Below are 25,291 nucleotides of genomic sequence, written 5' to 3'. Positions count from 1 at the left end.
CCGGTGAACGAACCGCCGGGGATGTGAGCAAGTCGGTGGTGACCCAGGGTTGGGCGCGCCTGAGGATGTTGCTAGCGTCCGAAGGACAAAGAATGCACAGATTGGAGCTGTCGTGAGCATTACACCGGTAAAGGTGGCCGTCACCGGAGCCGCCGGGAACATCGGCTACAGCCTGCTGTTCCGGATCGCGAGCGGTGCCCTGCTCGGCCCGGACACCCCGGTGGAGCTGCGGCTGCTCGAGATCACCCCGGCGCTGAAGGCCGTCGAGGGTGTCGTCATGGAACTCGAGGACTCCGCCTTCCCGACGCTGGCCGGGGTCGAGATCGGCGACGACCCGAACGTCATCTTCGACGGCGCCAACGTCGCCCTGCTGGTCGGCGCCCGGCCGCGGACCAAGGGCATGGAGCGCGGCGACCTGCTCGAGGCCAACGGTGCGATCTTCACCGGCCAGGGCAAGGCGCTGAACGACCACGCCGCCGACGACATCCGGATCACCGTCACCGGCAACCCGGCCAACACGAACGCGCTGATCGCTCGCAGCAACGCGCCGGACATTCCCGCCGAGCGTTTCTCCGCGCTGACCCGGCTCGACCACAACCGCGCCCTGGCGCAGCTCGCCCGCAAGGCCGGCGTGCACGTGACCGATCTGAAGAAGCTGACCATCTGGGGCAACCACTCGGCCACCCAGTACCCGGACATCTTCCACGCAGAGGTCGCCGGCAAGGGCACCGCCGACTTCACCGGTGACACCGACTGGCTCGAGAACGACTTCATCCCGACCGTCCAGAAGCGCGGCGCCGCCATCATCGAGGCCCGCGGCGCCTCCTCGGCCGCCTCGGCCGCCGCCGCCACCATCGACCACACCCGCGACTGGCTGCGCGGCTCCGCCGACGGCGACTGGCTGTCCATGGCGGTTGTCTCCGACGGCTCCTACGGCGTACCGGAAGGCCTGATCTCGTCCTTCCCGGTCACCACCAAGGACGGCAACTGGGAGATCGTCCAGGGCCTGGAGATCAACGACTTCTCCCGCGCCCGCATCGACGCCTCCACCGCCGAGCTCGCCGAAGAGCGCGACGCCGTCAAGGCCCTCAACCTGATCGGCTGACACTGCTGTTCAAAGGCCCTCGCTTCCACTCGGGAGCGAGGGCCTTGTGCTACCTGCGGCGGGCGAGGTGAGCAGTGACCTCCGCGTCGATCTCCACGGTTTCGGGCAGCACCTCGAGGACCAGGCGGAACACCTCGTCCCGGACGGCGGGCTCCAGCAGCACGTAGGCCGACACCGTCGAGAGATGCCCGATGTAGTCCTGAGCACTCAGCAGCAGCCGCCGCTCGACCACCGTCTGCCGGACATCGGTGAACCACTCCGACTGCTCGAGCTCCGAACCGGGCCAATCCATCGAGCGCTCCGCAGGCGGGCGCGGGTCGGGCGACGGCACATCGTCAGTCTCCAGGTACGGCGCACGCGCCACGCGCACCGCCTCCCTGAGATCCAGGTCGGCCAGCTGGATCGGCGACGCGAACGAGGTAAACACCCCACCCGGCCGCACGAGCGCAGCCATCCGCTCCCACCGGCCCTCCGGGTTGGTCCAATGAAGCGCGGCCGCCGAGTACACCAAGTCGTACGACGTATCGAGCGGCAGATCCTCGAACGCACCCTGTACGGCGGTCACGGTCGCCGGAAGGTGCTTACGCAGTTCGGCGAGCATCGCCGCGTCCGGCTCAGTCGCCGTGACCGCGATCCCTCCCCCCGCAAACACGCGCGTCGCCTTGCCGGTCCCAGCGCCGATCTCGAGAGCAGTCCGAATCGGCCCACCCGCGTACGCCGTCACCACCTCGAGCAGTTCGTCGGGATACCCAGGACGGAACTGTTCATACGTCTCCGCCACAGCCCCGAAACTCAACGCACGCTCAACCATGCCCAGCATCCTGACACCTCGCCCCTCCCCACCGCCTGCCATTTGTTTGGCTAGCGCGAGGCGGTGCCGTCGGTTGTTTGGGCTAGCGCGGGGCGGTGCCGTCGGTTGTTTGGCTAGCGCGGGGCGGTGCCGTCGGGCTGCGGAAGCCCCAGCGATGACGCTGCCCACGACAGGTCGATCTCGATCAGCCGGATCATCACCGGGACCAGCCAGTTCGGCAGGGACTCGTGGAGAACGCGATAGGCGAGTGTGGCGGCACCAGCGGCAGCCCAGGGTGCGCCGCCCGGCATGACGTCGTACGGAAGGGCCCCGCCTTCGAGGTACAGAGTCGGAAGCAATCCGGCCAGATCATGGTCGGCGCTGCCGCGTGAGGTGTGGCTCCAGTCGACGAAAACCACCCGCTCGCCGTCGATACAGATGTTGTCGCTGCGCATATCCCCGTGCACGAGGCTCTCTCCGTCCTCATCGCAGCGGGATTCGGCGGCGATGAGCTGCGGCGCCGCGTTGTCGAGCCACTCCGCTGAGCACAGCTGCAGTTCGAGGAAGGCCGGTCGGTCCGGGCCGGACAGTAGACCGGGCCAGCGAGCGTGCGTTCGCGGTGTGGGTGAGAAAACGTCCGGCGCCTCGATCCGGGAGAGATCGGCGACAGCGGTGAGCAGGAGATCGATATCGCCGGGGCGCCAATTCACACCCTGATGGCCGGCCGGCCAGTGCGCCCGGCTGAGATCTTCAGTGACGAGAATCGGGCGGCCAGGCTCGTCGAGCCACGCGATGATCGTTGGCGCGAACCGCTCGGGAACGTGCTGCAGGGAAAGGTGTTCGGTACGGAGCCAGCGCTCGGTATCGTCATCGGTGGCCGCTTTGACGAAGACGCGCGTACCGTCCGCCAACCCGACCGAGTACCGACTCGCCCCCGACCAACCAGTGTCGGGGACAGCCCACGTCGTGGTCGCCCGACCCAGTGCCTGTTCGACCCGGCGTCGGATCTCGGCATCGGGTTCCTCCGGCATCAGTTCCTCCCAGGGTCCACACATCTACGCCGTCAGGGTCCAGGCGTCTACGCCGTTGCAGATTGCGATTCTGGCAGAGAATGCGTGGCTACGAACCCTTTCCGCGCTTGGTCGGCTGAGCCTGCTTCAGGTGTCGCCTCCACGACCCACGCAACTATCACCGATGTCCTGAGACATCACGCCGCTCCGATTGGGCTCTGTGCTACCTCAAGACAGAACCATCACCGCGGTCCTGACACATCACACCTCCGATCAGCCTGTTCCGATCAGCCTGTTATGTCTCAAGACATAGGTGACAGTTCTGGATCAGGACATCGGTGACACTTCCGGGGCGCTTGGTGGTGACACTTCGGCACGGCCTGCAGGAGCATGTCCTTCCGGATCTGCCGAATTGAGTGTGTTGGCCGTGCATGGCTGGTAGAACTTCTGTGGGTGGCTTGGATGGAGGGTGACAGAACATGACAGTGGACGGCGCGGACCTCCCGAGCAGTTCTCGTACGGCCCCTGCTCGACGGACGACGCCTGCACCCGTCACGGCACTGTTCCTCGCGCTATTGCCGGTGACGTGGGTCGCGTTTGACGTGCTTGCGCTTGAACTGTTCGGTGCGAGCGACTCAGCCATGGGGTCACTCCTGTTCGCAACGCTCTTGAGCTGGGCAGTGGTCGGCGCAGACTCTGCGGCGCTACGCAGGGCGGGCGTACAGGTCTCGGCGTGGTGGGGCATCCTGCTTCTCCCCGTCTATTTGATCCTGCGTACGAGGCGTGCGCGCAGTTCGCTAGCAGTCCCTGCTGTGTTCTTTGCTCTCGCGGTGGCATACCTGGTCTCCGCCGATCTCATCCTGGACCGGCTCGACCTACCCTGACCTCGGTCGCAAGCGCAACGAACGCTGCAAAGAGTCCCCCCGACCGCGACTCCGGTTGCGTCCAGGAACGTCCGGATCTAGCCGCGATCCGCGCGGCCTGCCGATGTCCGGGAACCATCAAGCCCGGAAGGTCTCGCCCTTCGTCGGCCATGCCGGATCTGTCGAGACCAAGGGGTCGTCGGAGTAGTCGTCGAACGCGTATCCGCCCTCGGCTAGGAGACGATCAACAAGGTCACGCATCTCGGCTTGGTAGTCCCCGCGACCGGAAACACGAACCTCGACCCAGCTCCCCGCGAGTTCATTCCTCACCTGCCGCAGGGAGTCCACATCGGACGCGGAGAACGAGTTCCTCGTCCTCCAACACGTGGATTAGGTCTTGCGCAGATTCGTTGTGGGTCAAACTGATCTCAAGGCGTCGATCGGCAACCCGAACCATTCCGACCCTGCGCGGTCGCCAACGTTATCGAGCAGGACGTCAGCCGACGCAGATCCATGCCTGGGAACACCTGCACTGACCTCATGCGACAGTGTCTCAGCGGCGCACCCAGGCGTCCGCACATGCCGCCGAGCGAGCGCGTCCGGTCGGCCCGAGCACATGCCTTGGTTGGCCATCAGTGTCACCGATGTGTTGAGACAGAACTGTCACCAATGTCCTGAGGCATCACACTGTTCCGATCAGCCTCGATTTGGGGTATTCGAACACTTGTTCTACTGTTGGCGTATGACCAGTCGATCGATCTGCGCCACCGACGAGGAGCTGTACGCCGGCTATCTCGCCGCGCAGCCCGATCTGGACCCGCCCCTCGAGCAATGGCACGACTACCCCGACTCCTCGCCCCCGTACGACCCCGATGACCCGGACGCGATCGTGGCTCTCAGCGCCGACGACCTGTTCGGCGAGCCCTACCAGGCCAACAAGGTCGACGATCTCGAATGGGAACTGTGGTCCGGCGTCGACCAGGACGAGGCCGAACGCGAGATGCTGCGCCGGTCCGCGCCGGCCTGGGTGTTCCTGCCCCCAGGCGGCGAACTCGCCACCGCACTCGAACCGGTACGCCCACAGACCGAGTCCCCGATCGTGCTGATCGAGTTGATGAAAGCAGCAGCACGACTCGCCTCCTGGGCCGAATCGATGAAGGCAGGAGCGATGGCCACGTTCTTCCGCCAGCGCAAAGCCCAGTACGCCGACAACCCGCGACCCGCCCAGACCGATTCCTCCGGCCGGCCCGTCGACCCCGAACGGTCCTGGGCCGCCGAGGTCGGCGCAGCCCTGCACCTGTCCGCAGACACCGCCGTCCACCACATCGAGACCGCACTCCACCTGACCGGACCACTGTCAGCCACCAACACCGCACTCCGATCCGGCGCCCTGTCCTGGTCCAAGGCCCTGTCGATCTCAGAAGCCACCCGCAACCTGCCCGACGAATCAGCACAAGCAGTCGAAGCACACGTACTGCGGCGCGCGCCATCCCAGACCCACGCCAACCTGCGCAAATCCCTACGCCGCCAAGTCGCCAAACACACCGCCGCCGAACAAGCCGACGAACACCGCGAAGCCCTCCGCGAACGCACCTGCAAAATCGTCCCCCTGGCAGGCGGCATGGCCGGCCTCTGGATCGTCCACACCGCCGACAAGATCCAGCAAATATGGGTCGCCGTCCAAGCCATCGCAGACCTCTCCAAACGCCCCACCAACCCAACCACCACCAGCAGCACCGCTCCCAGCACCGGCTTCAACCCCAGCAGCACCGGCCCCAGCACCGACGCCGGGCCCACTACCGACGCCAACCCCACCAGCAACCCCGGCCCCGCCACCGACGTCGAACCCACCACCGACGCCAGCCCCACCACCGACGTCAGCCCCACCGCCGACTTCGAGCACGCTACGAACCCCGCCACCCCGAACGAGGCCGACACCAACGCTGCGACAAACGTCAACACCAGCGCGACCCCCGATCGCGAGCCCAGCCCGGCGACCGAGACACCTGGCGTCAACACAACACCTGACACCGGCAACTGCACCGGTAGCGGCACCAGCACCGGTAGCGCCATGGGTAGCGGTAGCGGCAGCGGGAGTGCCATGGGCACGGGCACGGGCACGGGCACGGGCACGGGCACCGGCACCGGCACCGGCACCGGCACCGGTAGCGGCGGCAGCGGCAGCGGCAGCGGCACAGACGCCGACACACTGGCCGATGAGGCCCTGGGCAACCATTCTGATCCCGCCACCACGAACACCGAGCCCGGACAGCAACCACGCCCACGCGACGAACGCACCGCACCACAACGCCGAGCCGACGCCGTGACCGACCTGTTCGAGCACATCCTCCACAACGGACTCGACTGGCTCGGACGCCGACTACCCGACCAGCACAAAAGACGCCCACACATCGAAGTAGTCATCCCAGCCAGCACCCTGCTCGGCCTGGACAACGACCCCTGCGAACTCACCGGCTACGGACCCATCCCCGCCGACCTCGGCCGCCGCATCGCCGCCAACGGCACCTGGCGCCGCCTCCTGACCGACCCCATCAACGGCACCGTCCTGGAAGCCTCAACCACCCGCCACGACCCCGGCACACTCGTCAGCGAAACCCTCCTCGCCCGACACCCCGTCTGCGCCTGGCCCGGCTGCAACCGCACCTCCCGCGAATGCGACCGCGACCACGGCACCCGCTTCGCCATCTCCGGAACCACCAGCCTGGCCGGACTCGCCCCCTACTGCCAATACCACCACCTCATCAAAGACACCCCCGCCTGGGGCTGGCACACCCAAAACCACCCCGACGGATCAATCACCCTCACCACACCCACCGGCCACCGCTACACCACCGTCCCACCCGCCCGCGGCCCGATCCAACACCACCAACACCAAGCGGCACAGACACGGCGATCCCCCACTGACCCACCCAGCTCCGCAACGCATCCACCGACCGGCGGCCGGATGCAGGGATCGCCAAGCACTCCAGAACCCGCAGCCGACACCAACTCATCGGACCCGCCACCATTCTGACGAGTAACGCCCCCACCCGAGCCACCGCGCAAAGAAGTACCCCCACGCCAACCAGTACCGCCACGACCGGACTCGACGCCTTGCGTACAACCCGACCTGTGCGCGTGAACCTGTGGTGCGCCCGACCCTGGGGCGCCCGACCTCGCGATGCGTCTGACCCCCTGGTGCGCGCGAACCTGTGGTGCGCCTGGCCCCGCGATGCGCCCGACCCCTGGTGTCCCTGTCCCGCGATGCGCACGAACGCGCGATGCACTGCCCGCCAGCACGACAACCAGTGCCGCGGCCCGGTCATCACTCGCCTATGAGCCAGCCAAGTCTCCGGCGGCCCTGGGACCGGCCGTTGGCCTTGCAGGTTGCTCTCCGCCTTCCACAACAGGCGGGAAATGTTCACCCTGCCTGTTCGGGTCTGGAGGTGCGTTACTGCCAGCCGCAGGGGGCGGAGAGGCCACCGAGGATGCGGGTCCGCTCCGGGCGCTGCCAGGTACCAACGATGATGTTGGCCGTGAAGGTGTGGCCTGGCGGGTAGGACTGGCAGTCACCTAGCCCCGCAACACCGACCTGAGACTCGCACAGGTCTTCGGGCCACACCCGAGTCTTGGCGGCGCCGGCAGTCGTGCGTCCGGAGGAAACTGTCGCCCCGCGGGCAGCCGCCGCCGGAAAGGCGGCGGCTGCGTTGGGTTACTTCAGGTGATAGGCGGAGATGACCGATTGGTCGGTGGTGTTGCCGGCTTGGTCGGTGAGGTGGGCTCGGAGAGAGACCGTGGGCCCGGCCGGCGTAGTGAAGGTGGCCGTGTAGCCCGTTGGGGTCCTGCGGATCTTGGCGGCCGCCCAGGTGGCGCCGTTGTCACCGGAGACCTCGACCTTGAGGCACTTGAGAGTCTTGGCGCCGTCGACCACGACCGGGAGTTCGGTGACCGCTGTTCTGGGGGTCTGGTTCTCTCGGTCGACCTTCGGCTGGAAACGCACGGTGCTGATCGGCAGGTCCGTTCGGGTCGTGGTGGCGGCCGAGGTGAAGGTTGCCGTCACGTCGACCTTGGTGGCGAAGCCGGTGGACGACTTGGTGCCTGAGGTCACGAACTTGTACGTCGACTTCTCCGCCGGCAGCCCGTCGACGATGATCGAGCCGAAGGATTCACCACCGGACGCAATCTGCACCCCGTTGCGGTAGAGGGTGTTGGTGAAGGAGTCCGAGCCACTGAAGTCGGCGTGGCCGTCGGCGTCGCCGTGGTTCATGATGAACACGCCGAGATGTCCGCCTTCACATGTTGCCTGGAAGACGCGCGGCCCGAACGCCGCCGCGTTCCAGCGCACGTGGTAGGTCCGGCCGGCCCGGTAGCGCACCGGCCTGGCATCCTGCAGGGCGGCGATCCCGTCCATCGGCTGTTCTACTCCAGACAACCAGCCGCTGGGCAGATCGTCGTAGTAGTAGCGGATCGGTCGTGTGTTGTCGAAGCTGGTCACCCGCGACATGCTGACTCCGCCGGTCTCCGCCCAGGCCACGACGCCGATCTTGTGTCCGGCCGGTCCGTTCACTGTCGTGTTGACGACGGCCAGGTCGCTCTTCCGTACGGTGCGTTGGTAACCGGTGACGAACTCGCCGGGCTGGGTCTGCGCCAGCGCGTACATGTAAGGCGAGTTCTCGAAGGGAACCGGGCCGTCGCCCCGGACACCCCACAGCGAGGTCACGTGTCCCGTCATCTCGGCAGCAGTCAGCTTCGGACCGGTGCTGAGCGTGTAGAGACCGTTCGCGTTACTCGCCGAGGAGAACCCCTCTACGGCAGGGTTTTTCGACCGACGGAAGTAGCCGGCCTGTGAGTCGGCCTCGCTCGCCCCGCTCTCGGGCGCGGTCAAGGTGATCGGTTCGGCCTTGCGGGCATCGAGAACCACGGTCCGGTCCGCGTCGGTCTTGACGCTGGGCGCGACGAGCTTGAGACCGATCCAATCATCGGGCGCCTGCTCGAACTCCTGGTAATCGTCGATCAGGTACTCGCCCTTCGGCAGCCTGAGCTTCAGGGTTCCGTCGGTCTCATGCCACGTCAGCTTGCCGGTGCCGATGTCGAAGAGCGCGACGGTGTAGTCGGACGGTGCGCCGTCCCGGGCAATCGTCTGCACAGTCACGGTGTGCGACTCGATCTCCTTCTCGGCACCGACCGGTACGACGACGGTCTGCCCGCCGCCGGTCGCGGTGATCCAGCCGGAGTAGAAGCCGTCCGCACCGTCGTGCTTGGTGTTGGAGGTCACCTGCACCGACGCGGTACCGCCAGCCGGCACTGTGATCGTGCTGGCATTCAAAACCAAGGCATCCGCCGGCGCCGGGCTACCGCTCGGAGCGTTGTACGACGTCGCGAGGTCCAACGTGACAGGCGCGTCGCCAAGGTTGCGGAAGGTCAGCGGCTTCGTGACCGGCTCATCGTCGGTGTGCGGGTACGACGCCAACCCGAACGACAAGCTGCTTTCCGAAGCGATCACGTTCAGCTTGATCGCCGTCGTCAGGTTGATCCGGCCAGCACCCTGCTCGAACGCGGTCTGATCCGCAGCAACCTTCGCCGAACCCATCAACGCGCTCTTCAGCTCACCCGCCTTCCACGACGGATGCTCCTGCGCCAGCACCGCAGCAGCACCAGCCGTGTGCGGCGTCGCCATCGACGTACCAGACAACCGCAGGTACTTATCGCCGACCGGCTCGCCGATGCTCGAGTCCTTCGACTTCGCCGCGACAATGCCCACACCCGGCGCGGTGACGTCCGGCTTCAGCGCGCTGTCACCGATCCGCGGCCCGCGGCTGGAGAAGTCGGCCAAGTGGTCCTGCCTGTCGACCGCACCGACGGTCAGCGCAGCATCCGCACTGCCCGGGGACTCAACCGTTCGGTCGCCGTCCCCGCTGTTGCCGGCGGCAACGACAAACAGCGCGCCCGTCTCCGCGGTCAGCCGGTTCACGGCCTCCTCGATCGGATCGATCTCAGGAGTGTCCGGACCGCCGATGCTGAAGTTGACGACGTTGGCCTTGACCTCTTTGGTCGCCCACTCCATCCCGGCCAGCAGGTCGGACTCGTAGCAGCCCACAACCCCGCAGACCTTGCCGTCGTACAGCTTGGCGTCCGGCGCGACACCCTTGTACTTCCCGCCCGACGCGGCACCGGTGCCGGCGATCGTCGACGCGACATGAGTGCCGTGCCCTACGAGATCCTCAGCAGCCTCGGTGGTGAAGTTCTTCTCCCCGGCAACCTGCGTCGCCAGATCCGGATGCGTCGCATCGATCCCGGAATCCAGTACGGCGACCGACACGCCCTTACCCGTATACCCCGCGGCCCACGCGTCCGGACCACCGATCTGCGGCACCGACTGATCGAGCGTCACCTGACGCTTGCCGTCCAGCCAGATCTTGCCCGAAGCCGTAGCCAGGAACGAACCCGCCTTGGCCTTGTCCACCTCGACGGCTGCGCCGTTGATCGACGACAACTGCCGCGTCACCTTCGCACCAGCCGGTACGACGCGCTTCGCCCTCCCCTGATACGTCGCCAGCACCGGGATCACCTTCGACGAGGCATCGTCGTACCCGGCCTTCATCAGTCCGGCCACGTCGAACAGTCGGTCGTCCAGTTGCCCGTCGCCGACGGCCTTGATCGCATCGGACGGGATCACGTACGAGTGACCCTTGGTTTGGTAGGTCTGGAAGCGGACGCGCTCTCGCCCTGCACCACGCGCTATGGACAGCTTCGTCGGGTCGCCACCGTGCAGTACTACGCGGTCACCGGTGATCAGCGTGACCTGGACGTCTCTTCCAGCAGGTATTGCTTTCCCAGCAGGGGCTGACGATTCAGCTGCCCGTGCATGCGCCGCGGACAAAGCGAGACCCGCGATCACCAGTGCGGCAATCGCGGGTCTCGTTCTCGAACTTCGAGCCATGGAAGGCCCTCCCAGGTCTAGGTCAGGTGACGAACCGAAGACGGATCGACCCAGACCTGGGGTTGCATGCTCAGCGAATCTTGTAGGCGTTCACCACCGACTGCGTGGTGTTGTTGCCGGCCTTGTCCGTCACCGACGCCCGCAGCGAAACCCCAGCACCAGCGGGCGTTTCGAACACCGCGACGAAGCCCTTGCCGGCGCGATGCACCTTCGCGGCCTTCCACGTCGTACCGCCGTCACCCGACACCTCGACCGTCAAAGCCTTGACCTGCGAGGCTTTCACGCCGTCGACGACGACCGGCAGGGCCGTCACCTTGGTCCGGGTGGCGAGGTTGTGATCGTCGACCTTCGGCTGGAAGCGGACCGTGTTGATCGGGGCGAGGGTGAAGTCGGGGGTGGCCGCCGAGGTGAAGGTGGCGGTCACGTCGACCTTGGTGGCGAACGGCGAGGCCGACTGGGTGCCGGTGGTGACGACCTTGTACGCCGTCTTCTCCGCCGGCTGCCCGCCCGCATCGACGGATCCGAAGCGGTTCGAGGTCGCGATCTGCTCGCCGTTGCGGGTGAGGACGGTGCTCGCCGAATCGGTCTTGATGTATCCGGCGGCACCGCTCGCATCACCGAAGTTGCCGAGGGAGACCCCGACGCCGTCCTGGTACCGCAGCACGTCGCCCTCGGGACCGAACGCCGCCGCGTTCCACAGCTCGTGATAGGTCCGGCCGGCGCGGTAGGACTTGAGGTCACCGTTGAGCTCCCACCTGCCCCGGAAGTCCTCGTCGGTACCCGCTTCCTGGAGGCTCGAGGACCACCCGGCCGCCGCGTCGACGTAGTACTGGATCGATCGTGGCGTGTCGAGGTAGATCGCGCGGGCGGAGGACCAGCCGACCCCTTCGAGGGTCGGGAACATGAAGGCGATCGCCTGCCGGTCGGAGCTGGTGTTCACCTGGGTGTCGATCACGGCCAGGTCCTTCGGCCGCACCGTTCGGTGGTACCCGGTCGGGAACTCGCCCGGGGTGCGCTGCGCCAGTGTGTACAGGTACGGCGTGTTGATGAAGAAATCTTCCGCGCCCGGGACACCCCACTGCGACGCGAAGTGCCCGACCATCTCGGTCTCCGGCAGCTTGGGACCGGCGCTCCAGGTGTACACGTCACCGTTGCCGAAACCTCCCAGCTCCGAGCTGTACCTTGCGTTCGTCCCCGGCTTGGTCCGGTCGAACCCGATGGCTGAGGTCGCCTGCTCGGCGCCGGCCCTCGGCGCGTCCGTCTCGACCACCTTGGCCTTGCGGGCGTCGAGGACGACGGTCTGGTCGGCGTCGATCTGCACCTGCGGATCGACCAGTTCGAAGAAGATCCAGTCCTCCTCGCCCCGCTCGAACTCCGAGAACTGGCTGACCAGGTACTCGCCCTTCGGCAGCTTGGCCTTGACCTGGCCGTCCGCGTCCGGGTCGTAGTACTCGGCCTCGCCCGTGTCGACGTTGTAGACGGCGACCTGGTACGTGTACTCGGACGGCTTGCCGTTGTAGGAGATCGTCTGCACGGTCAGCGTGTGCGACTCGACCTCCTTCTCGACACCGACCGGTACGACGACCGTCTGGCCACCGCCCGTGGCCGTGATGCGGCCGGAGTACAGGCCATCGGGCCCGCTGTTCTTGGTGTTCGAGGTGACCTGAACGGCAGCGGTCCCACCCGCAGGCACCGTCACCGTGTTGGCGCCCAGAACCAGCGCGTCCGCCGGAGCCGCGGCACCAGTGCCGTCGTTGAAGGTCGTCGCGAGGTTCAGCGTGACGGGAGCGTCGCCGAGGTTGCGGAAGGTCAGCGGCTTGGTGACGGGCTCATCGTCGGTGTGCGGGTACGACGCCAACCCGAACGACAAGCTGCTTTCCGAAGCGATCACGTTCTGCTTGATCGCCGTCGTCAGGTTGATCCGGCCGGCACCCTGCTGGAACGTCGTCTGGTCCGCAGCCACCTTCGCCGAACCCATCAACGCGCTCTTCAGCTCACCCGCCTTCCACGACGGATGCTCCTGCGCCAGTACCGCGGCAGCGCCAGCCGTGTGCGGCGTGGCCATCGACGTACCGGATAGGCGCAGGTACTTGTCGCCGACCGGTTCACCGATGCTCGAGTCCTTCGACTTCGCCGCGACGATGTCCACACCAGGCGCAGTCACGTCAGGCTTCACCGCGCTGTCGCCGATGCGGGGACCGGCGCTGGAGAAGTAGGCGAGCGCGTCCTGCTTGTCGACGGCGCCGACGGTCAGGGCCGCGTCCGCACTGCCGGGCGACTCGATCGTCCGGTCGCCGGTCCCGCTGTTGCCGGCCGCGATCACGAACAGGGCGCCGGTCTCCGCGGTCAGCCGGTTCACGGCCTCCTCGATCGGATCGATCTCAGGAGTGTCCGGACCGCCGATGCTGAAGTTGATGACCTTGGCCTTGACGTCCTTGGCCGCCCACTCCATCCCGGCCAGCATGTCGGACTCGTAGCAGCCCTCCTCGACGCAGATCTTGCCGTCGTAGAGCTTCGCGTCCGGCGCCACGCCCTTGTACTTCCCGCCCGACGCGGCACCCGTGCCGGCGATCGTCGAGGCCACGTGCGTGCCATGGCCGATCACGTCATCGGCCGACTCGGTGGTGAAGTTCTTCTCGCCCGCAACTTGCGTCGCCAGATCCGGATGGGTCGCATCGATACCGGTGTCCAGTACGGCGACCGATACGCCCTTACCCGTATACCCAGCGGCCCACGCGTCCGGACCGCCGATCTGCGGCACCGACTGGTCGAGCGTCACCTGACGCTTGCCGTCCAGCCAGATCTTGCCGGAAGCCGTAGCCAGGAACGAACCCGCCTTGGCCTTGTCCACCTCGACGGCTGCGCCGTTGATCGACGACAACTGCCGCGTCACCTTCGCACCAGCCGGTACGACGCGCTTCGCCCTCCCCTGATACGTCGCCAGCACCGGGATCACCTTCGACGAGGCATCGTCGTACCCGGCCTTGATCAGTCCGGTGACGTCGAACAGCCGCCGGTCGAGCCGCCCCGAGGAGACGTCCTTGACGACGTCGGCCGGGATCACGTACGAGTGGTCCTTGGTCCGCTGGGACTGGAAGCCGATGCCTTCGCGGCCGGGGCCTGCCTGGACGGTCTGCTTGGCCGGGTCGCCGCCGCGCAGGAGCACCCGGTCGCCGGTGATGAGGGTGACCTGGACGTCTTTTCCAGCAAGCGCCGGCTTGGCGGTCGGCTTCGCGGCCGATGGAGCCGGCGGCGCAGCCACAGCCTGGCCGCTCAAACCTGTCAACGCAAGACCCGCCACCGCCAGTACGGCGATCGCAGGTCTCGTTCTCGAACTCTGAGTCACGACGGGATCCTCCCCAGAAGTCTGATGATTCTGCTGCACAGAAACGCACTGAACCGCGGCCGAGGTTGCATGCCCGGAGCTATTCGATGGGGATCGAACAGCTCCGGACCAGTTACCTCAGCGGATAGGCACCGATCGTGGTCTGGTCAGTACTGTTGCCTTGGGCATCTACTACGTGGGCCTTCAGCGAGATCGTCCTCGCCCCCTTCGGGGTGGCGAAGATGGCCCGGTACGAACCGCCGGACCGCACGACCGACGCCCGCTGCCAGGTCTTGCCGTCGTCGCCGGACACCTTGAGCTCGACCTTCTTGACCGCAGGCACGGCACTGCTCGGCTGCGCGACCAGGGAGAACGGCAGGACGGTCACCGGCGTACGGTCGACGACATTGAACTTGTCGACCTTCGGCTGGTAGCTCACGCCGACCAGCGGCAGTAGTGTCTGCCGGATGGTCGCTGCCGACGAGAACGTCCAGCTCAGGTCGGTCCTGGTTGTGAACGCCGCCACCGACGGCCGCGTCATCGAGGTCTGGAACGTGTACTTCGCCTTGCCGGGCGGTAGGTCCGTGGCGGAGACCTCACCGAAGAACGGGCTCTCGGCGATCACCTTGCCGTCGCGCAGCAGCTTGCTCGACGCGCTGTCGGTCTTGGTCGAGCCCTGGTTGCCGTCGGCGTCCCGCAGGTTGTCGACGAGGAGCGTCAGTTCGTTCCCGGTCCGGACGGCGGACCTCGGTCCCGGGGTGAAGACGGCCGCGTTGAACCGCTCCTGGTACTTCTGACCGGCCCGGTACTGCCTGACCGGAGACAGCAGCGTGGTGAAGATCTGCGGGAACGGGTTGTCCGGGTCCGGATTCGGTAGCACCTCGCGGATCATGCTGCTCCACTGGGCCGTCCGGGCGTCGACCAGCACCTTGATCACGGCCGGCTGGTCGTACTGCAGGCCGATCGCCGAGTCGGCGACCGAGGAGAACACGGCCCGATCGAGGGGTCGGTCACTGGCCGCGTTGATCCGGAAGCTGATCTCGGCCAGATCCTTCGGCTGCACGTTCCGGGTGAATCCGGTCGGGACGAACCCCGGGAAACTGTTCGCCTGCGCATACAGGTACGGCGAGTTGGTGAAGAACCCGTCCGCACCCGGCTCGCCCCACTGGGACTCCACGAACCCGGTCAGTTCGTCCGGCGACACCGCCGGCCCGATCTGCGCACTGAACATGCCGTCGAAGCTGAACGCCAGGGCCGAATAGTTGAAGGGCTCGTCCTGTCCCGGCAGGGTCCGCAGGTAGCCGACCAGGCCGATGGCGACCTTCGCCTCGGGCTTCGGCACGGTCACCTTGACCGGCTTGGCGATCCTGGTGTCGAAGTTGACGCTGGTGTCCTTGGTCAGCTGCAGCTTCGGCTGCACCAGCAAGTACGACAGGTAGTTCTCCGGGTCGTTCGGGTCGTTCAGGTACAGCTCACCCTGCAGGTGGTAACCACCCTTGGGCAGCCGCAGCGTCACCTGGTTCTCGTCGTTCCCGAAGAATTCGAACGCAGTGCCGTCGAGGCCGAGGTACATCCCGTACGGCGCGGTGGGCTGACCGTCCGGACCGGTCGCGGTGATCGTGAGCGCATAGCTCTCGACCTCCTTGATGAGGCCGATTCCGGTGACCACCGATGCGTCGCCCGCGGTCGCGACGACGCGGCCGGAGTAGGCACCGTCCGGCCCGGCGTTCCTGGTGTTCGAGGTCGCCTGCACCGATGCCGAACCGCCGGCCGGAACCGTGACGGTGTTCGCGCTCAGCTGCAGCGCGCCGGCCGGAGCCGCGTTCCCGGCCGGGTCGGTCAGTGTCGCTGCCAGGTTGAGCGTGACGGGCTGGTCGCCCAGGTTCCGGTACGTGAGCGTCTTGGTCACCGGCTCGTCATCGTTGTGCGGCCAGAGTGCGGTCCCGAACGACAGGTTGCCCGGGTCGCTGACCACGGTCTGCTTGATGCCCTTGGCCACGTCAATGCGGCCGGCACCCTGCTGGAACGTGGTCTGGCCGGCAGCCGGCTTCGCGGAGCCGGTGATCGCCGCCTTCAGCTCGGGAGCCTTCCAGCCCGGGTGTTCCTGCGCCAGGATCGCGACGGCGCCGGCGGTGTGTGGCGTGGCCATCGACGTACCGCTGAGCTGTAGGTACTTGTCGCCGACCGGTATCCCGATCGAGGCGTCCTTGGAACGCGCGGCGACGATGTCGACGCCGGGTGCCGTGACGTCCGGCTTGACCGCGCCGTCACCGACGCGTGGTCCGACGCTGGAGAAGCCGGCCAGCTGGTCCTGCTTGTCGACCGCACCGACGGTCAGTGCGGCATCCGCACTCCCCGGTGAGTCGACGGTACCGGCCCGGGGCCCTTCGTTGCCTGCGGCAATGACAAAGAGGGTGCCGGTCTCGGCCGTCAGCCGGTTGACGGCTTCTTCGATCGGGTCGATCTCCGGGGTGTCGGTGCCGCCGATGCTGAGGTTGACGACGGTCGCCTTGACCTCGGTCGCTGCCCACTCCAGGCCGGCGATCATGTCCGAATAGGCGCAGCCGAACACCTCGCACACCTTGCCGTCGTACAGCTTGGCGTCCGGTGCGACCCCCTTGTACTTGCCGCCCGAAGCCGCCCCGGTACCCGCAATGGTCGAGGCCACGTGGGTGCCGTGCCCGACGATGTCCTCGGGTGGCTCGGAGGTGAAGTTCTTCGCGTCCACGACCTGGGTCGCCAGGTCGGGGTGGGTCGCGTCGATGCCGGTGTCCAGTACGGCGACCTTGATGCCCTTGCCGGTGTAGCCGGCCTTCCAGGCTTCCGGTGCACCGATCTGCGGCACCGACTTGTCCAGCAAGACCTCGCGCTTGCCGTCCAGCCAGATCTTCTCGATGGCTGTCGCGGACCGCGCCGTACCGGCAGCCGCCAGGAAGTCATGACCCTTGGGGATGCTGAGCGCCGCACCGTTGACGACCGGCAGCTGACGGGTGACTGTCGCCCCCGGTACGGCGGCCCGCGTCCTGGCTTTGGCTGTATACGTGACGATCAGGGGGATCGCGTTGGTCGACTTGTCGTCGTACTTGGCCTTGATCAGCCCGGTCACGTCGAACAGCCCGCGGTCCAGCCGACCACTGGTCAACTGCTCGCGGACGTCGGACGGAACGACGTACAAGTGTTCCTTCACCCGGTAGATACTGAAGGCGATACCGCGGCGATTCGCCCGCGGCTCGACGGTGGTCTTGCCGTCGCTGTGGACGGTGACGCGATCACCGGTGACCAGCGTGACCTGTACGTCGTTCGGGTGATTGGTGGTGATCGAGCCTGGGCGGATCTGAGCTGCCGAAGCCTGGGACAGGCCGGCCAGGCCGATTCCCAGGGCTGCGATCGAAGCGACGGCGGCAACGCCAAGACGCCTCGATCGCGGTGCGGATGCAACCACGATGAGTCCCCTCCCTCTAGGGTTGCCCACACCCTGCCTGCCGGTCGCAGAAATCCCCCGCGATGGCAGGAACCTGCAATCAGGCCGGCGGCGCCACCTGGGCATCGCCTTGGCCGGCCGCCTGCAGCGAGTCGGCGATGAAGCCTGAGGCCTTGAGGTCCTCGACGAGCGCGTGCAGGTAGGCGACGGTCTCGGGCTGCCGGGTCTTGGTGGTGCCGACAGCCTGCTGGATCTGCATGAACCGCTCGTCGATGAGCCGTGTCTCCGGGTGCTCGGCGACGAAGACGGTGATCGGCTGGCGGATACCGGCCGCGACCTCGAGCTTCTCAGCTTCGAAGACGGCTGTTCCTTCGTCGCCGCGAACCACGGTCGCGTGCTGCAGGGTGCGGGTCAGGTAGAGGTCGTACGCCGAACCCTGCTTCACGCCGATCCGCACACCCGGCTGGTCGACGTCCTCGACGGTGTGGAGCTGCGACTCGGCCGGTACGGCGAAGACGCCCTCGATCACCACGTACGGCGCGGTGAACGCGACCTCGTCCGCGCGGGCCGGGTCGATCGCGAGGAAGCAGAGATCGGCCTGGCCGGTCGTCATCGCCTCGAAGGACTTCCGGGCCGCGTCGAAGCAGACCAGCTCCAGCGGTACGTCGAGGCGCCGGGCGAGCTCGCGCGCGATGTCGACGGTCACCCCGGACGGTTCGTCGGGAGTGCCCTGCGCGAGGACGGGGTTCCCGAGGTTGATCGAGGCTCGCAGTACGCCGGTCGGCGCGAGGTCGGCACGCACATTCGTCATACCGGCGACCTTAGCGACGTACCGGCTGTTCGTCCGACGACTGCGGGATCTCGTCAGCCGTCGCCCCGGATCCGGGTCACTACTTTTCATAGGGACATTGTGTAAATCGATGGACGCGTCCTACTGTGAGCCAACTTGTCCCTTGACCGCCCGTTGGGGAGTCAGATGAAGCGTCGAAGTATTGGACTGTTGGTGGCTGCGGCCACCGTGCTGGCGGGAAGTACCGCCGTACCGGCCGAAGCGCATGGCGACAGTCAGCGTGTGGTGGGGTATTACACGCAATGGAGTGGTTACGACCGGAACTTCCTGGTCAGTGACCTGGTGAAGAACGGGGCGGCCGCGCGGCTGACCCAGATCAACTACGCGTTCGGGTTCGTCGACGAGCAGGGCAACTGCTACAGCAGCGACCCGTGGGCCGATTTCCAGCGGCCGTTCAGCGCCGAGCAGAGCGTCAGCGGCGTCGCCGACCAGCCCGGTCAGGTGCTGAACGGCAACCTGAACCAGCTCAAGGAGCTGAAGAAGAAGTTCCCGAAGCTGCGGATCAGCATCTCGCTCGGCGGCTGGACGGGTTCGAAGTACTTCTCGAACGCGGCCCTGCCGGCCGTTCGGGCCGCGCACGTGAAGTCCTGCACGGACCTGTGGATCAAGGGCAACCTGCCCGGTCTGCCGGCCGGTGCCGCGAAGGGCATCTTCGACGGCATCGACCTGGACTGGGAGTGGCCGTCCAGCCCCGGTAACGACGGCAACGTGATCCGGCCGGAAGACAAGGTGAACTTCACCGGGCTCGTGCACGAGTACCGCACGCAGCTCGACAAGTTGTCGTGGCCGTTCAAGGGCCGCTACAACCTGACCGCATTCCTCCCGGCGGACCCGGCTCAGGTCGACCGGGGGTTCGAGGTCAAGAAGATCTTCAAGGACCTCACGTTCGGCACCCTCCAGGGGTACGACTACCACGGCTCCTGGGACCCGCAGACCAACCAGCAGTCCTCGGTCGACGGGCCGAAGGGTGACCCGACGGCGACCGAGTTCAGCTCCCAGGTGACGGTGGACGCCTACCTGGCCCGGAACGCGCCGCGGAGCAAGCTGGTGCTGGGCGTGCCGTTCTACTCGCGCGGCTGGACCGGCGTGACGAACGCCAACAACGGCCTCTTCCAGAACGCCACCGGCCCCGCGCCGGCGACGTACGAGGCCGGCTACGAGGACTACCGGATCCTGAAGACGAAGCTCGCGTCGTACACGGTCCACCGGGACAACAAGGCCGGCTTCGCCTGGCTGTTCGACGGGACCACGTTCTGGACCTGGGACGACCCGATCGAGATGAAGCGCAAGGCCCAGTACATCTCGCAGCGCAACCTCGGCGGCGCGATGATCTGGTCGCTCGACGGTGACACCGCAAATGGGGAGCTCATTTCGGCGTTGCACCGTAACCTTCGCTGAGTGGATCTTCGGAGTGTGATGGACCGGTTCGGCGCCTCGAGCGCCGAGCCGGTTCTCGCCGGTATGTCGGGAGCGACCGTCGTCCAGCTCGAGCGGGCCGGCGAACGGCTGTACTACAAGACCGGCGAGGGCCCGATCGCCGCCGCGATCAGCGACGAGGCGGATCGGCTGGAGTGGCTCGGTTCGACCGGCTTCCCGTGCCCGGAGGTCGTTGACCGAGGCAACAATTGGCTGCTGACCGCCGAGCTCCCCGGCCGCGACGTCTCTGACGACTGGCCGCCGGCCGATCGGCCGGCCGTGATCGCCGCCCTCGCTGAAGGCCTGCGGCTGATGGACTCACTATCGGCCTGCCCCTTCACCTCGCCCTTCCCCGGTTCGCAGACTGCCGTCACGCATGGCGACTACTGCGCCCCGAACGTCTTCGTCGACCCCGAGACCCTGCAGTTCTGCGGCGTCCTCGACCTCGGCCGCCTCGGCACCGGCGATCGCTATCTCGACCTCGCCCTGATGGTCAAAAGCCTCACCGGCCGCAATCCCCAGTACGGCGGACTGCCGGCCGCGCGCGCGTTCGTCGCGGCGTACGGCGGCGACTACGACGACCCGCGAATCCAGTCCTACATCGACCTGGACAACTCCGGCGCCTTCGATCCGAACACCGCCTAGCTGGGTGGGCCGGTGAAGATCGGCAGCAGGGTCGGCACCCAGATCGCATGCAGGGTGAGTACGGCGGCCACCCAGAGCACGACCGGGGTCAGGGCGCGGATCCACCACGGCACCCAGAGCACCAGGCAGGCCATCACGAACATGGCGAGTGCTCCGATCAGGCCGGGTGCCGCCCAGGCGTACAGCTCCGGTTGATGCGGCCAGCAGCTACCGGCATAGCGGCACGGAAAGTCCTCGGTGTCGAGCGGCATGATGTTGAACCACGCCGAGGCCAGCCCCACACCGCCCGCGGCGATCAGGCCGCTCAGGCCTTGGACGACCGCCGGTCCCTCTTTGCCTTTCGCCGACCAGAACGAGGCACGACCATCTCGGCGCGGCAAGCCTGCGCACACGATCATCACGACCGACCAGGCTGCGAGCAGCACGAACCAGGTGGCGTCTTTCGGTTGCCCCCACCGCACGTCCTGATCGACGACATCGACGTACGGCAGGTAGGTGTTCAGCCCGGAGTTGACGTAGCCGAAGCCGAGCATCACGAGAGCGGCGACCGCTATCAGGAGACGCTCGGCGACGACCTTCACCGCCGCAGGGTACGTCAGTTGGACTGGTGCAGCTCCGTGCCGAGACCGTGCACGGCCGGGATCGAGCCGAGCTTGCCCGCCTGGAAGTCCTCGAACGCCTGGATCACCTCGGCGCGGGTGTTCATCACGAACGGACCGGCCATCGCGATCGGCTCGCGGATCGGACGACCGCCGATGATCAGTACGTCGAGGTTCGGCTCCGCCTGCGGTTGCGTCGTCGCGGCCGCCGTACGGATGGTGTCACCGGGACCGAAGACCGCCAACTGTCCCTTGCGGAACGGACGACGCTCGGCGCCGACTGTGCCCTGACCGGCGAGCACGTACACGAGCGCGTTGTAGTCCGGCTGCCACGGGATCACGAGCTCGGCGCCCGGGCTGACGGTCGCGTGCACCAGGGTGATCGGCGTATGCGTCGAGCCAGGGCCATCGTGGCCGTCGACCGAGCCCGCGATCACTCGGATCAGCGCACCACCGTCATCAGTGGAGAGAAGCGCGGAGTCGCCGCCCCGGATGTCCTGATAGTGCGGCGGTAGCCACTTCTTGGCCTTCGGCAGGTTCACCCAGAGTTGAACGCCGTGGAACAAACCGCCGCTCATGACCAGGTGCTCCGGCGGAGTCTCGATGTGGAGCAAGCCACTCGCTGCTGTCATCCACTGGGTGTCGCCGTTGGAGATGACACCGCCGCCGCCCTGGGAATCCTGGTGCTCCATGATCCCGTCGAGCATGTAGGTGACCGTCTCGAAGCCGCGGTGCGGGTGCCACGGGGTGCCCTTGGGCTCACCCGGTGCGTACTCGACCTCGCCCATCTGGTCCATGTGGATGAACGGGTCCAGATCCTTCAGATCGACGCCCGCGAAGGCACGCCGTACCGGGAAGCCCTCACCCTCGTAACCGCTCGGCGCGGTGGTCACAGACTTGACCGCCCGCTCCCGCGCCACGGCCGGGTCCGGCTGGTGAATGCGGGGCAGCACGGTGATGTCGCTGACGGTCACGGCGGGCATGGCGTTCTCCTCCTGGCTGGATAGTTCAAGAATAAACTACCTGGCTGAACCACGGCAAGGGCGGGCGGTATTCCCGAACCGCCGCATGGCAGACTCTTGCCTCGTGACCGCGCAGATTCTGGATGGCAAGGCAACGGCGGCAGCGATCAAGGACGAGCTCAAGGTCCGGGTCGCGAAGCTGGCGGAGCAGGGTGTGGTTCCCGGCCTGGGCACGATCCTGGTCGGCGACGACCCGGGCAGCCGCGCCTACGTCGCCGGCAAGCACCGCGACTGCGCGGCCGTCGGCATCGCCTCGATCCAGGTCGAGCTGCCCGAGACGACCACTCAGGAAGAGATCGCGGCCGAGGTCAAGAAGCTCAACGAGGACCCGGCCTGTACCGGGTTCATCGTCCAGCTCCCGCTGCCCAAGCACGTCGACACCAACACCATCCTCGGCCTGATCGACCCCTTGAAGGACGCCGACGGCCTGCACCCGGTCAGCCTCGGCAAGCTCGTCCTCGGCCAGGACGGCCCGCTCCCCTGCACCCCCAAGGGCTGCGTCGAACTGCTCCGCCGGTACGACGTACCGATCGCCGGCGCCCACGTGGTCGTCATCGGCCGCGGCGTCACCGCCGGCCGCCCGATGGGCCTGCTCTTCACCCGCCGCTCCGAGAACGCCACCGTCACCCAGTGCCACACCGGCACCACCGACCTGGCCGCCGTCGTCCGCACCGCCGACATCGTCATCGCCGCCGCCGGCTCCGCCGGCCTGGTCACCGCCGACATGATCAAGCCCGGCGCCGTCCTCCTCGACGTCGGCACCAGCCGCTCCGCCGAAGGCAAGATCGTCGGCGACATCGCCCCCGAGGCCCGCGAAGCCGCCGCCTGGATCGCCCCCATGCCCGGCGGCATCGGCCCGATGACCCGCGCCATGCTCCTCACCAACGTCGTCGAGGCCGCCGAGTCCGCCCCGAAGCGAGCGTGACGTGCTGATGGCGGGCGAGGCTCAGCGCCGTACCACCGAATGGCCCCTGGTCCTCTCCCTCCTGGTAGGCGCCACCGGCCTCGTCATCCTCACCTTCTACAACTGGCGCAACGGCGTCCTCACCTTCGCCGCCGCCCCCGGCCTGGCCGCCCTCCTCCGCGCCACCCTCTCCGACCGAGCCGCCGGCCTCCTCCACGTCCGCGGCCGCATGTTCGACACCGCCTTCCTCTTCCTCGCCGCCATCGCCATCGCCACCCTCGGCCTCATAGTCCCCAACTGAGGTTGACGAGATTAGTACTTTTGGGTTCTAGAACCTGAGGGCACTAATCTGCTTTAATGACGTACACGGTCGCCTATACCGAGGCCTACTCGAAGTGGTTGGACGAGCTGTCGACACCGGATCGCGACAGGCTTCGCGCCCGGGTCAGCCTGATCGCCGTGCTGGGACCAGGGCTCGGCAGACCGGTGGTGGAGACGATCAAGTCGTCACGTCACCCGAACATGAAGGAGTTGCGGCCAGGGCCGATGAACGGGCGGAGGAAATACGAATGAAGTACCACACGCATGAAGAAGAGCTGGCGAAGTACGTCAAGACGCCGGAGGACAAGGCCAGGCATGAGGCCTACAAGGAAGAGGCGCTCGCCGAGATTCGGGCGTATCGGCTTGCTGAGGTGCGGCGAGAGCAAGGAGTGACCCAGACCGATCTCGCCGAGCGGCTGCACATCACGCAGACTGCGGTGTCGAAGATCGAGCGTGGGGAGCTGGCTCGGTCTGAGCTGAGCACTATTCGCAAGTATGTCGAGGCGCTTGGTGGGCGGCTTGAGGTGGTTGCGAGCTTTGGGGACGAGCGGCTCGTGCTCAGCTGATCAGGCCGCCGGTCACTTGCCTTCCGCTATGCGTTCGTGGTGGTGGATGACCTCGGCGATGATGAAGTTGAGGAACTTCTCCGCGAAGACCGGGTCCAGGCCGGCGTCGACGGCAAGGGAGCGGAGGCGGGTGATCTGCCGCTCTTCGCGGTCCTTGTCGGCCGGCGGCAGGCTGCTGCGCGCTTTGAGCTCACCCACCTGCTGCGTGCACTTGAACCGCTCGGCGAGCAGGTGCACGAGGGCGGCGTCGATGTTGTCGATCGTGCCGCGCAGGCGGGTGAGTTCGGTCTGGGCGTCCTGGTCAGTCACGTCTCTACTGTGGCGCATCCCCCGCCGGTACGTCGAAGTGCCGCGCAGCCACTTGGCAGAACTGCTCCACCTCGCGCGGGTCCGGTTCGTTGCCTGATCGCAGCATCAGCGCCTGGAGTTGCTCCGACCGCTCTCCGCCGTACTCGGCAACCACAGCGCTCGTCACCGGCTGTACGACGATGTGCAGGTGCTTACGACCGTTGTCGCCGTGAGCCCATGAGCTGACGTAGGTCTGCTCGGGTTCGAGGATGGATTCCACGACTTGCGCCGTACGACGAAGTAGTGGGCCGAGCTCGTTCGCAGCCTCAATCGTCAACTGGGCAACGGCAACCACGTGATCGCGCGGGCTCAGTACCAGTGTGCCGAGGTTCATCGGACCGACCACGTGGTTGACCACCCATGACTCCGTTTGATGAAGGAGTCCGCCCGGAACCGGCAGGCGTCCGGAGACGACATCGCAGCCGAGACAACCTTCAACGTCCACGTGGGCTCCAGACAGGTATGAGGGTGAGGAGTTGGTCGAGGTTATCGGGTTGGTGGGGATCTTGGGCTACTCGGTTGCGACGGCGAAAACCGCAGTACAGGCATTGATGGACGAGCATGTAGCCCTTGGCGGGATGGTGCTCGAGCGCGACGGGGCGCATGCGAGCGCCACAAGGGTTTGCGCGGTCTCCCGGGGTGATATCCACGTGCAGGGAGTACAGGCATTCGGGGCAGTGGTTGCGGTAGCTGCCGTTGGCCAGCGGGCTGACCTCGGCGCCGCAATGGGCACAGGTGAACCCGGTGTTCTCGGTGGATCTGCTGATGGTGCTGCTCCTCGCGAGTCGAAAGTCCATGACTCGGAGGTGCAGGGTTCCGTTGGTTCCCCTCCTTGCGGAGCAAGGCATGATGCTGCCTTGTAAGCAAGGAGTCTCAGGCTTGAACTGGGGAGGGACGCGATTCACCGCCTGCCTCTGGGGCGAGCGATTACTTCCGGTTCCTGCTTCATCAGGGCGTCTTCCATCCCTGAATCCGGACCACTGCCGGGGTTGTGTTCTTTGTCCCGGCCACTGTCACGCAGGTTCCCCCACGTGCCACCGGTAGGTGTCGTCCAGTCTCACTGACGTCGGCGTCGTCCCCTGTCAGACAGCGTCAGCCGCAGTACGGCGACAAGGGGTCACGTCACCTCCTCGGCAGCTCCGGAACGGAGCCTTCAACGTAGGAGG

Annotated in this window: 21 protein-coding genes; 9 read left to right on the top strand and 12 right to left on the bottom strand. The window is 66.7% G+C overall.

The features are described from left to right. Positions 1-112 precede the first annotated feature (112 nt). Complete coding sequence (locus ACFVWG_RS13730; protein ID WP_391543565.1) at positions 113-1,105, top strand: malate dehydrogenase; 993 nt, start codon at positions 113-115, stop codon at positions 1,103-1,105. Between the two features lie 49 nt (positions 1,106-1,154). Here ACFVWG_RS13730 and ACFVWG_RS13725 read toward each other — a convergent pair whose 3' ends face one another. Further along, positions 1,155-1,916 (bottom strand): class I SAM-dependent methyltransferase, encoded by a 762-nt coding sequence (locus ACFVWG_RS13725; protein WP_391543564.1) that lies wholly within the window; start codon positions 1,914-1,916, stop codon positions 1,155-1,157. Between the two features lie 113 nt (positions 1,917-2,029). Then, positions 2,030-2,926 (bottom strand): phosphotransferase, encoded by an 897-nt coding sequence (locus tag ACFVWG_RS13720; RefSeq protein ID WP_391543563.1) that lies wholly within the window; start codon positions 2,924-2,926, stop codon positions 2,030-2,032. A 458-nt stretch (positions 2,927-3,384) separates the two neighbouring features. Here ACFVWG_RS13720 and ACFVWG_RS13715 point away from each other — a divergent pair, with 458 nt between their 5' ends. Beyond that, positions 3,385-3,789, top strand: coding sequence for a hypothetical protein (locus ACFVWG_RS13715; RefSeq protein WP_132408929.1), 405 nt, complete (start codon positions 3,385-3,387; stop codon positions 3,787-3,789). Positions 3,790-3,906: 117 nt separating this feature from the next. Here the strand turns inward: ACFVWG_RS13715 and ACFVWG_RS13710 are convergent, their stop codons facing one another. Beyond that, positions 3,907-4,029: a hypothetical protein gene (locus ACFVWG_RS13710; RefSeq protein WP_391543562.1), complete on the bottom strand. Its 123-nt coding sequence runs from the start codon at positions 4,027-4,029 to the stop codon at positions 3,907-3,909. Between the two features lie 481 nt (positions 4,030-4,510). Here ACFVWG_RS13710 and ACFVWG_RS13705 point away from each other — a divergent pair, with 481 nt between their 5' ends. Beyond that, entirely contained in the window at positions 4,511-6,802 is a 2,292-nt protein-coding gene (locus ACFVWG_RS13705) for a DUF222 domain-containing protein (RefSeq protein WP_391543561.1), read from the top strand. Positions 6,803-7,480: 678 nt separating this feature from the next. On the opposite strand, the gene ACFVWG_RS13700 is transcribed toward ACFVWG_RS13705, so the two are convergent. The 4 genes from ACFVWG_RS13700 to ACFVWG_RS13685 form a co-directional block, all read right to left on the bottom strand. Then, positions 7,481-10,708, bottom strand: coding sequence for a S8 family serine peptidase (locus ACFVWG_RS13700; RefSeq protein ID WP_391543560.1), 3,228 nt, complete (start codon positions 10,706-10,708; stop codon positions 7,481-7,483). Between the two features lie 70 nt (positions 10,709-10,778). Continuing rightward, positions 10,779-14,054, bottom strand: coding sequence for a S8 family serine peptidase (locus ACFVWG_RS13695; RefSeq protein WP_391543559.1), 3,276 nt, complete (start codon positions 14,052-14,054; stop codon positions 10,779-10,781). 112 nt (positions 14,055-14,166) lie between these two features. Next, positions 14,167-17,475, bottom strand: coding sequence for a S8 family serine peptidase (locus ACFVWG_RS13690; protein ID WP_391543558.1), 3,309 nt, complete (start codon positions 17,473-17,475; stop codon positions 14,167-14,169). A 79-nt stretch (positions 17,476-17,554) separates the two neighbouring features. Then, positions 17,555-18,265 carry a transporter substrate-binding domain-containing protein gene (locus ACFVWG_RS13685; RefSeq protein WP_391543557.1) on the bottom strand — a complete coding sequence of 237 codons (711 nt, stop codon included), beginning with the start codon at positions 18,263-18,265 and terminating at the stop codon, positions 17,555-17,557. Positions 18,266-18,430: 165 nt separating this feature from the next. On the opposite strand from ACFVWG_RS13685, the gene ACFVWG_RS13680 reads away from it, so the two are divergent. After that, on the top strand, positions 18,431-19,702 hold the full coding sequence (locus ACFVWG_RS13680) for a glycoside hydrolase family 18 protein (RefSeq protein WP_391543556.1): 1,272 nt from the start codon (positions 18,431-18,433) through the stop codon (positions 19,700-19,702). Continuing rightward, positions 19,703-20,365: a phosphotransferase gene (locus ACFVWG_RS13675; protein WP_391543555.1), complete on the top strand. Its 663-nt coding sequence runs from the start codon at positions 19,703-19,705 to the stop codon at positions 20,363-20,365. It begins immediately after the preceding gene. Here the strand turns inward: ACFVWG_RS13675 and ACFVWG_RS13670 are convergent. After that, positions 20,362-20,946 (bottom strand): hypothetical protein, encoded by a 585-nt coding sequence (locus ACFVWG_RS13670; RefSeq protein ID WP_391543554.1) that lies wholly within the window; start codon positions 20,944-20,946, stop codon positions 20,362-20,364. The genes ACFVWG_RS13675 and ACFVWG_RS13670 overlap by 4 nt on opposite strands. A 14-nt stretch (positions 20,947-20,960) precedes the next feature. Continuing rightward, positions 20,961-21,947, bottom strand: coding sequence for a pirin family protein (locus ACFVWG_RS13665; RefSeq protein WP_391543553.1), 987 nt, complete (start codon positions 21,945-21,947; stop codon positions 20,961-20,963). A 103-nt stretch (positions 21,948-22,050) separates the two neighbouring features. On the opposite strand from ACFVWG_RS13665, the gene ACFVWG_RS13660 reads away from it, so the two are divergent. The 4 genes from ACFVWG_RS13660 to ACFVWG_RS13645 are packed head-to-tail and all read left to right on the top strand — an operon-like array spanning position 22,051 to position 23,777. Beyond that, positions 22,051-22,911 carry a bifunctional methylenetetrahydrofolate dehydrogenase/methenyltetrahydrofolate cyclohydrolase gene (locus tag ACFVWG_RS13660; RefSeq protein WP_391543552.1) on the top strand — a complete coding sequence of 287 codons (861 nt, stop codon included), beginning with the start codon at positions 22,051-22,053 and terminating at the stop codon, positions 22,909-22,911. Positions 22,912-22,918: 7 nt separating this feature from the next. Continuing rightward, complete coding sequence (locus tag ACFVWG_RS13655) at positions 22,919-23,191, top strand: DUF3017 domain-containing protein (RefSeq protein WP_391543551.1); 273 nt, start codon at positions 22,919-22,921, stop codon at positions 23,189-23,191. A 56-nt stretch (positions 23,192-23,247) separates the two neighbouring features. Next, positions 23,248-23,463: a type II toxin-antitoxin system RelE/ParE family toxin gene (locus tag ACFVWG_RS13650; RefSeq protein WP_391543550.1), complete on the top strand. Its 216-nt coding sequence runs from the start codon at positions 23,248-23,250 to the stop codon at positions 23,461-23,463. Continuing rightward, positions 23,460-23,777, top strand: a complete 318-nt coding sequence (locus ACFVWG_RS13645; protein WP_391543549.1) for a helix-turn-helix domain-containing protein — start codon at positions 23,460-23,462, stop codon at positions 23,775-23,777. Before ACFVWG_RS13650 ends, ACFVWG_RS13645 begins: the two co-directional genes overlap by 4 nt. 12 nt (positions 23,778-23,789) lie before the next feature. Here ACFVWG_RS13645 and ACFVWG_RS13640 read toward each other — a convergent pair whose 3' ends face one another. The 3 genes from ACFVWG_RS13640 to ACFVWG_RS13630 form a co-directional block, all read right to left on the bottom strand. Further along, positions 23,790-24,086, bottom strand: a complete 297-nt coding sequence (locus tag ACFVWG_RS13640; RefSeq protein WP_391543548.1) for a chorismate mutase — start codon at positions 24,084-24,086, stop codon at positions 23,790-23,792. 4 nt (positions 24,087-24,090) lie between these two features. Next, positions 24,091-24,483, bottom strand: a complete 393-nt coding sequence (locus ACFVWG_RS13635; RefSeq protein ID WP_391543547.1) for a hypothetical protein — start codon at positions 24,481-24,483, stop codon at positions 24,091-24,093. 76 nt (positions 24,484-24,559) lie between these two features. After that, positions 24,560-24,922 (bottom strand): RNHCP domain-containing protein, encoded by a 363-nt coding sequence (locus tag ACFVWG_RS13630; RefSeq protein ID WP_391543546.1) that lies wholly within the window; start codon positions 24,920-24,922, stop codon positions 24,560-24,562. Between the last annotated feature and the right edge of the window lie 369 nt (positions 24,923-25,291).

It is taken from the genome of Kribbella sp. NPDC058245 (genome assembly GCF_042882005.1).
Taxonomy (GTDB): Bacteria; Actinomycetota; Actinomycetes; order Propionibacteriales; family Kribbellaceae; genus Kribbella.
Note: the sequence above shows the minus strand (reverse complement) of the source record. Positions and strands in the feature narration are given on the sequence as shown.

What these genes read in the sequence shown, in the direction of transcription:
- ACFVWG_RS13700 (WP_391543560.1), bottom strand. Translation starts at nt 10,708, where the DNA reads ATGGCTCGAAGTTCGAGAACGAGACCCGCGATTGCCGCACTGGTGATC.
- ACFVWG_RS13630 (WP_391543546.1), bottom strand. Translation starts at nt 24,922, where the DNA reads ATGGACTTTCGACTCGCGAGGAGCAGCACCATCAGCAGATCCACCGAG.
- ACFVWG_RS13720 (WP_391543563.1), bottom strand. Translation starts at nt 2,926, where the DNA reads ATGCCGGAGGAACCCGATGCCGAGATCCGACGCCGGGTCGAACAGGCA.
- ACFVWG_RS13680 (WP_391543556.1), top strand. Translation starts at nt 18,431, where the DNA reads ATGAAGCGTCGAAGTATTGGACTGTTGGTGGCTGCGGCCACCGTGCTG.
- ACFVWG_RS13650 (WP_391543550.1), top strand. Translation starts at nt 23,248, where the DNA reads ATGACGTACACGGTCGCCTATACCGAGGCCTACTCGAAGTGGTTGGAC.
- ACFVWG_RS13715 (WP_132408929.1), top strand. Translation starts at nt 3,385, where the DNA reads ATGACAGTGGACGGCGCGGACCTCCCGAGCAGTTCTCGTACGGCCCCT.
- ACFVWG_RS13710 (WP_391543562.1), bottom strand. Translation starts at nt 4,029, where the DNA reads ATGCGTGACCTTGTTGATCGTCTCCTAGCCGAGGGCGGATACGCGTTC.
- ACFVWG_RS13705 (WP_391543561.1), top strand. Translation starts at nt 4,511, where the DNA reads ATGACCAGTCGATCGATCTGCGCCACCGACGAGGAGCTGTACGCCGGC.
- ACFVWG_RS13685 (WP_391543557.1), bottom strand. Translation starts at nt 18,265, where the DNA reads ATGACGAATGTGCGTGCCGACCTCGCGCCGACCGGCGTACTGCGAGCC.
- ACFVWG_RS13645 (WP_391543549.1), top strand. Translation starts at nt 23,460, where the DNA reads ATGAAGTACCACACGCATGAAGAAGAGCTGGCGAAGTACGTCAAGACG.
- ACFVWG_RS13725 (WP_391543564.1), bottom strand. Translation starts at nt 1,916, where the DNA reads ATGGTTGAGCGTGCGTTGAGTTTCGGGGCTGTGGCGGAGACGTATGAA.
- ACFVWG_RS13655 (WP_391543551.1), top strand. Translation starts at nt 22,919, where the DNA reads ATGGCGGGCGAGGCTCAGCGCCGTACCACCGAATGGCCCCTGGTCCTC.
- ACFVWG_RS13665 (WP_391543553.1), bottom strand. Translation starts at nt 21,947, where the DNA reads ATGCCCGCCGTGACCGTCAGCGACATCACCGTGCTGCCCCGCATTCAC.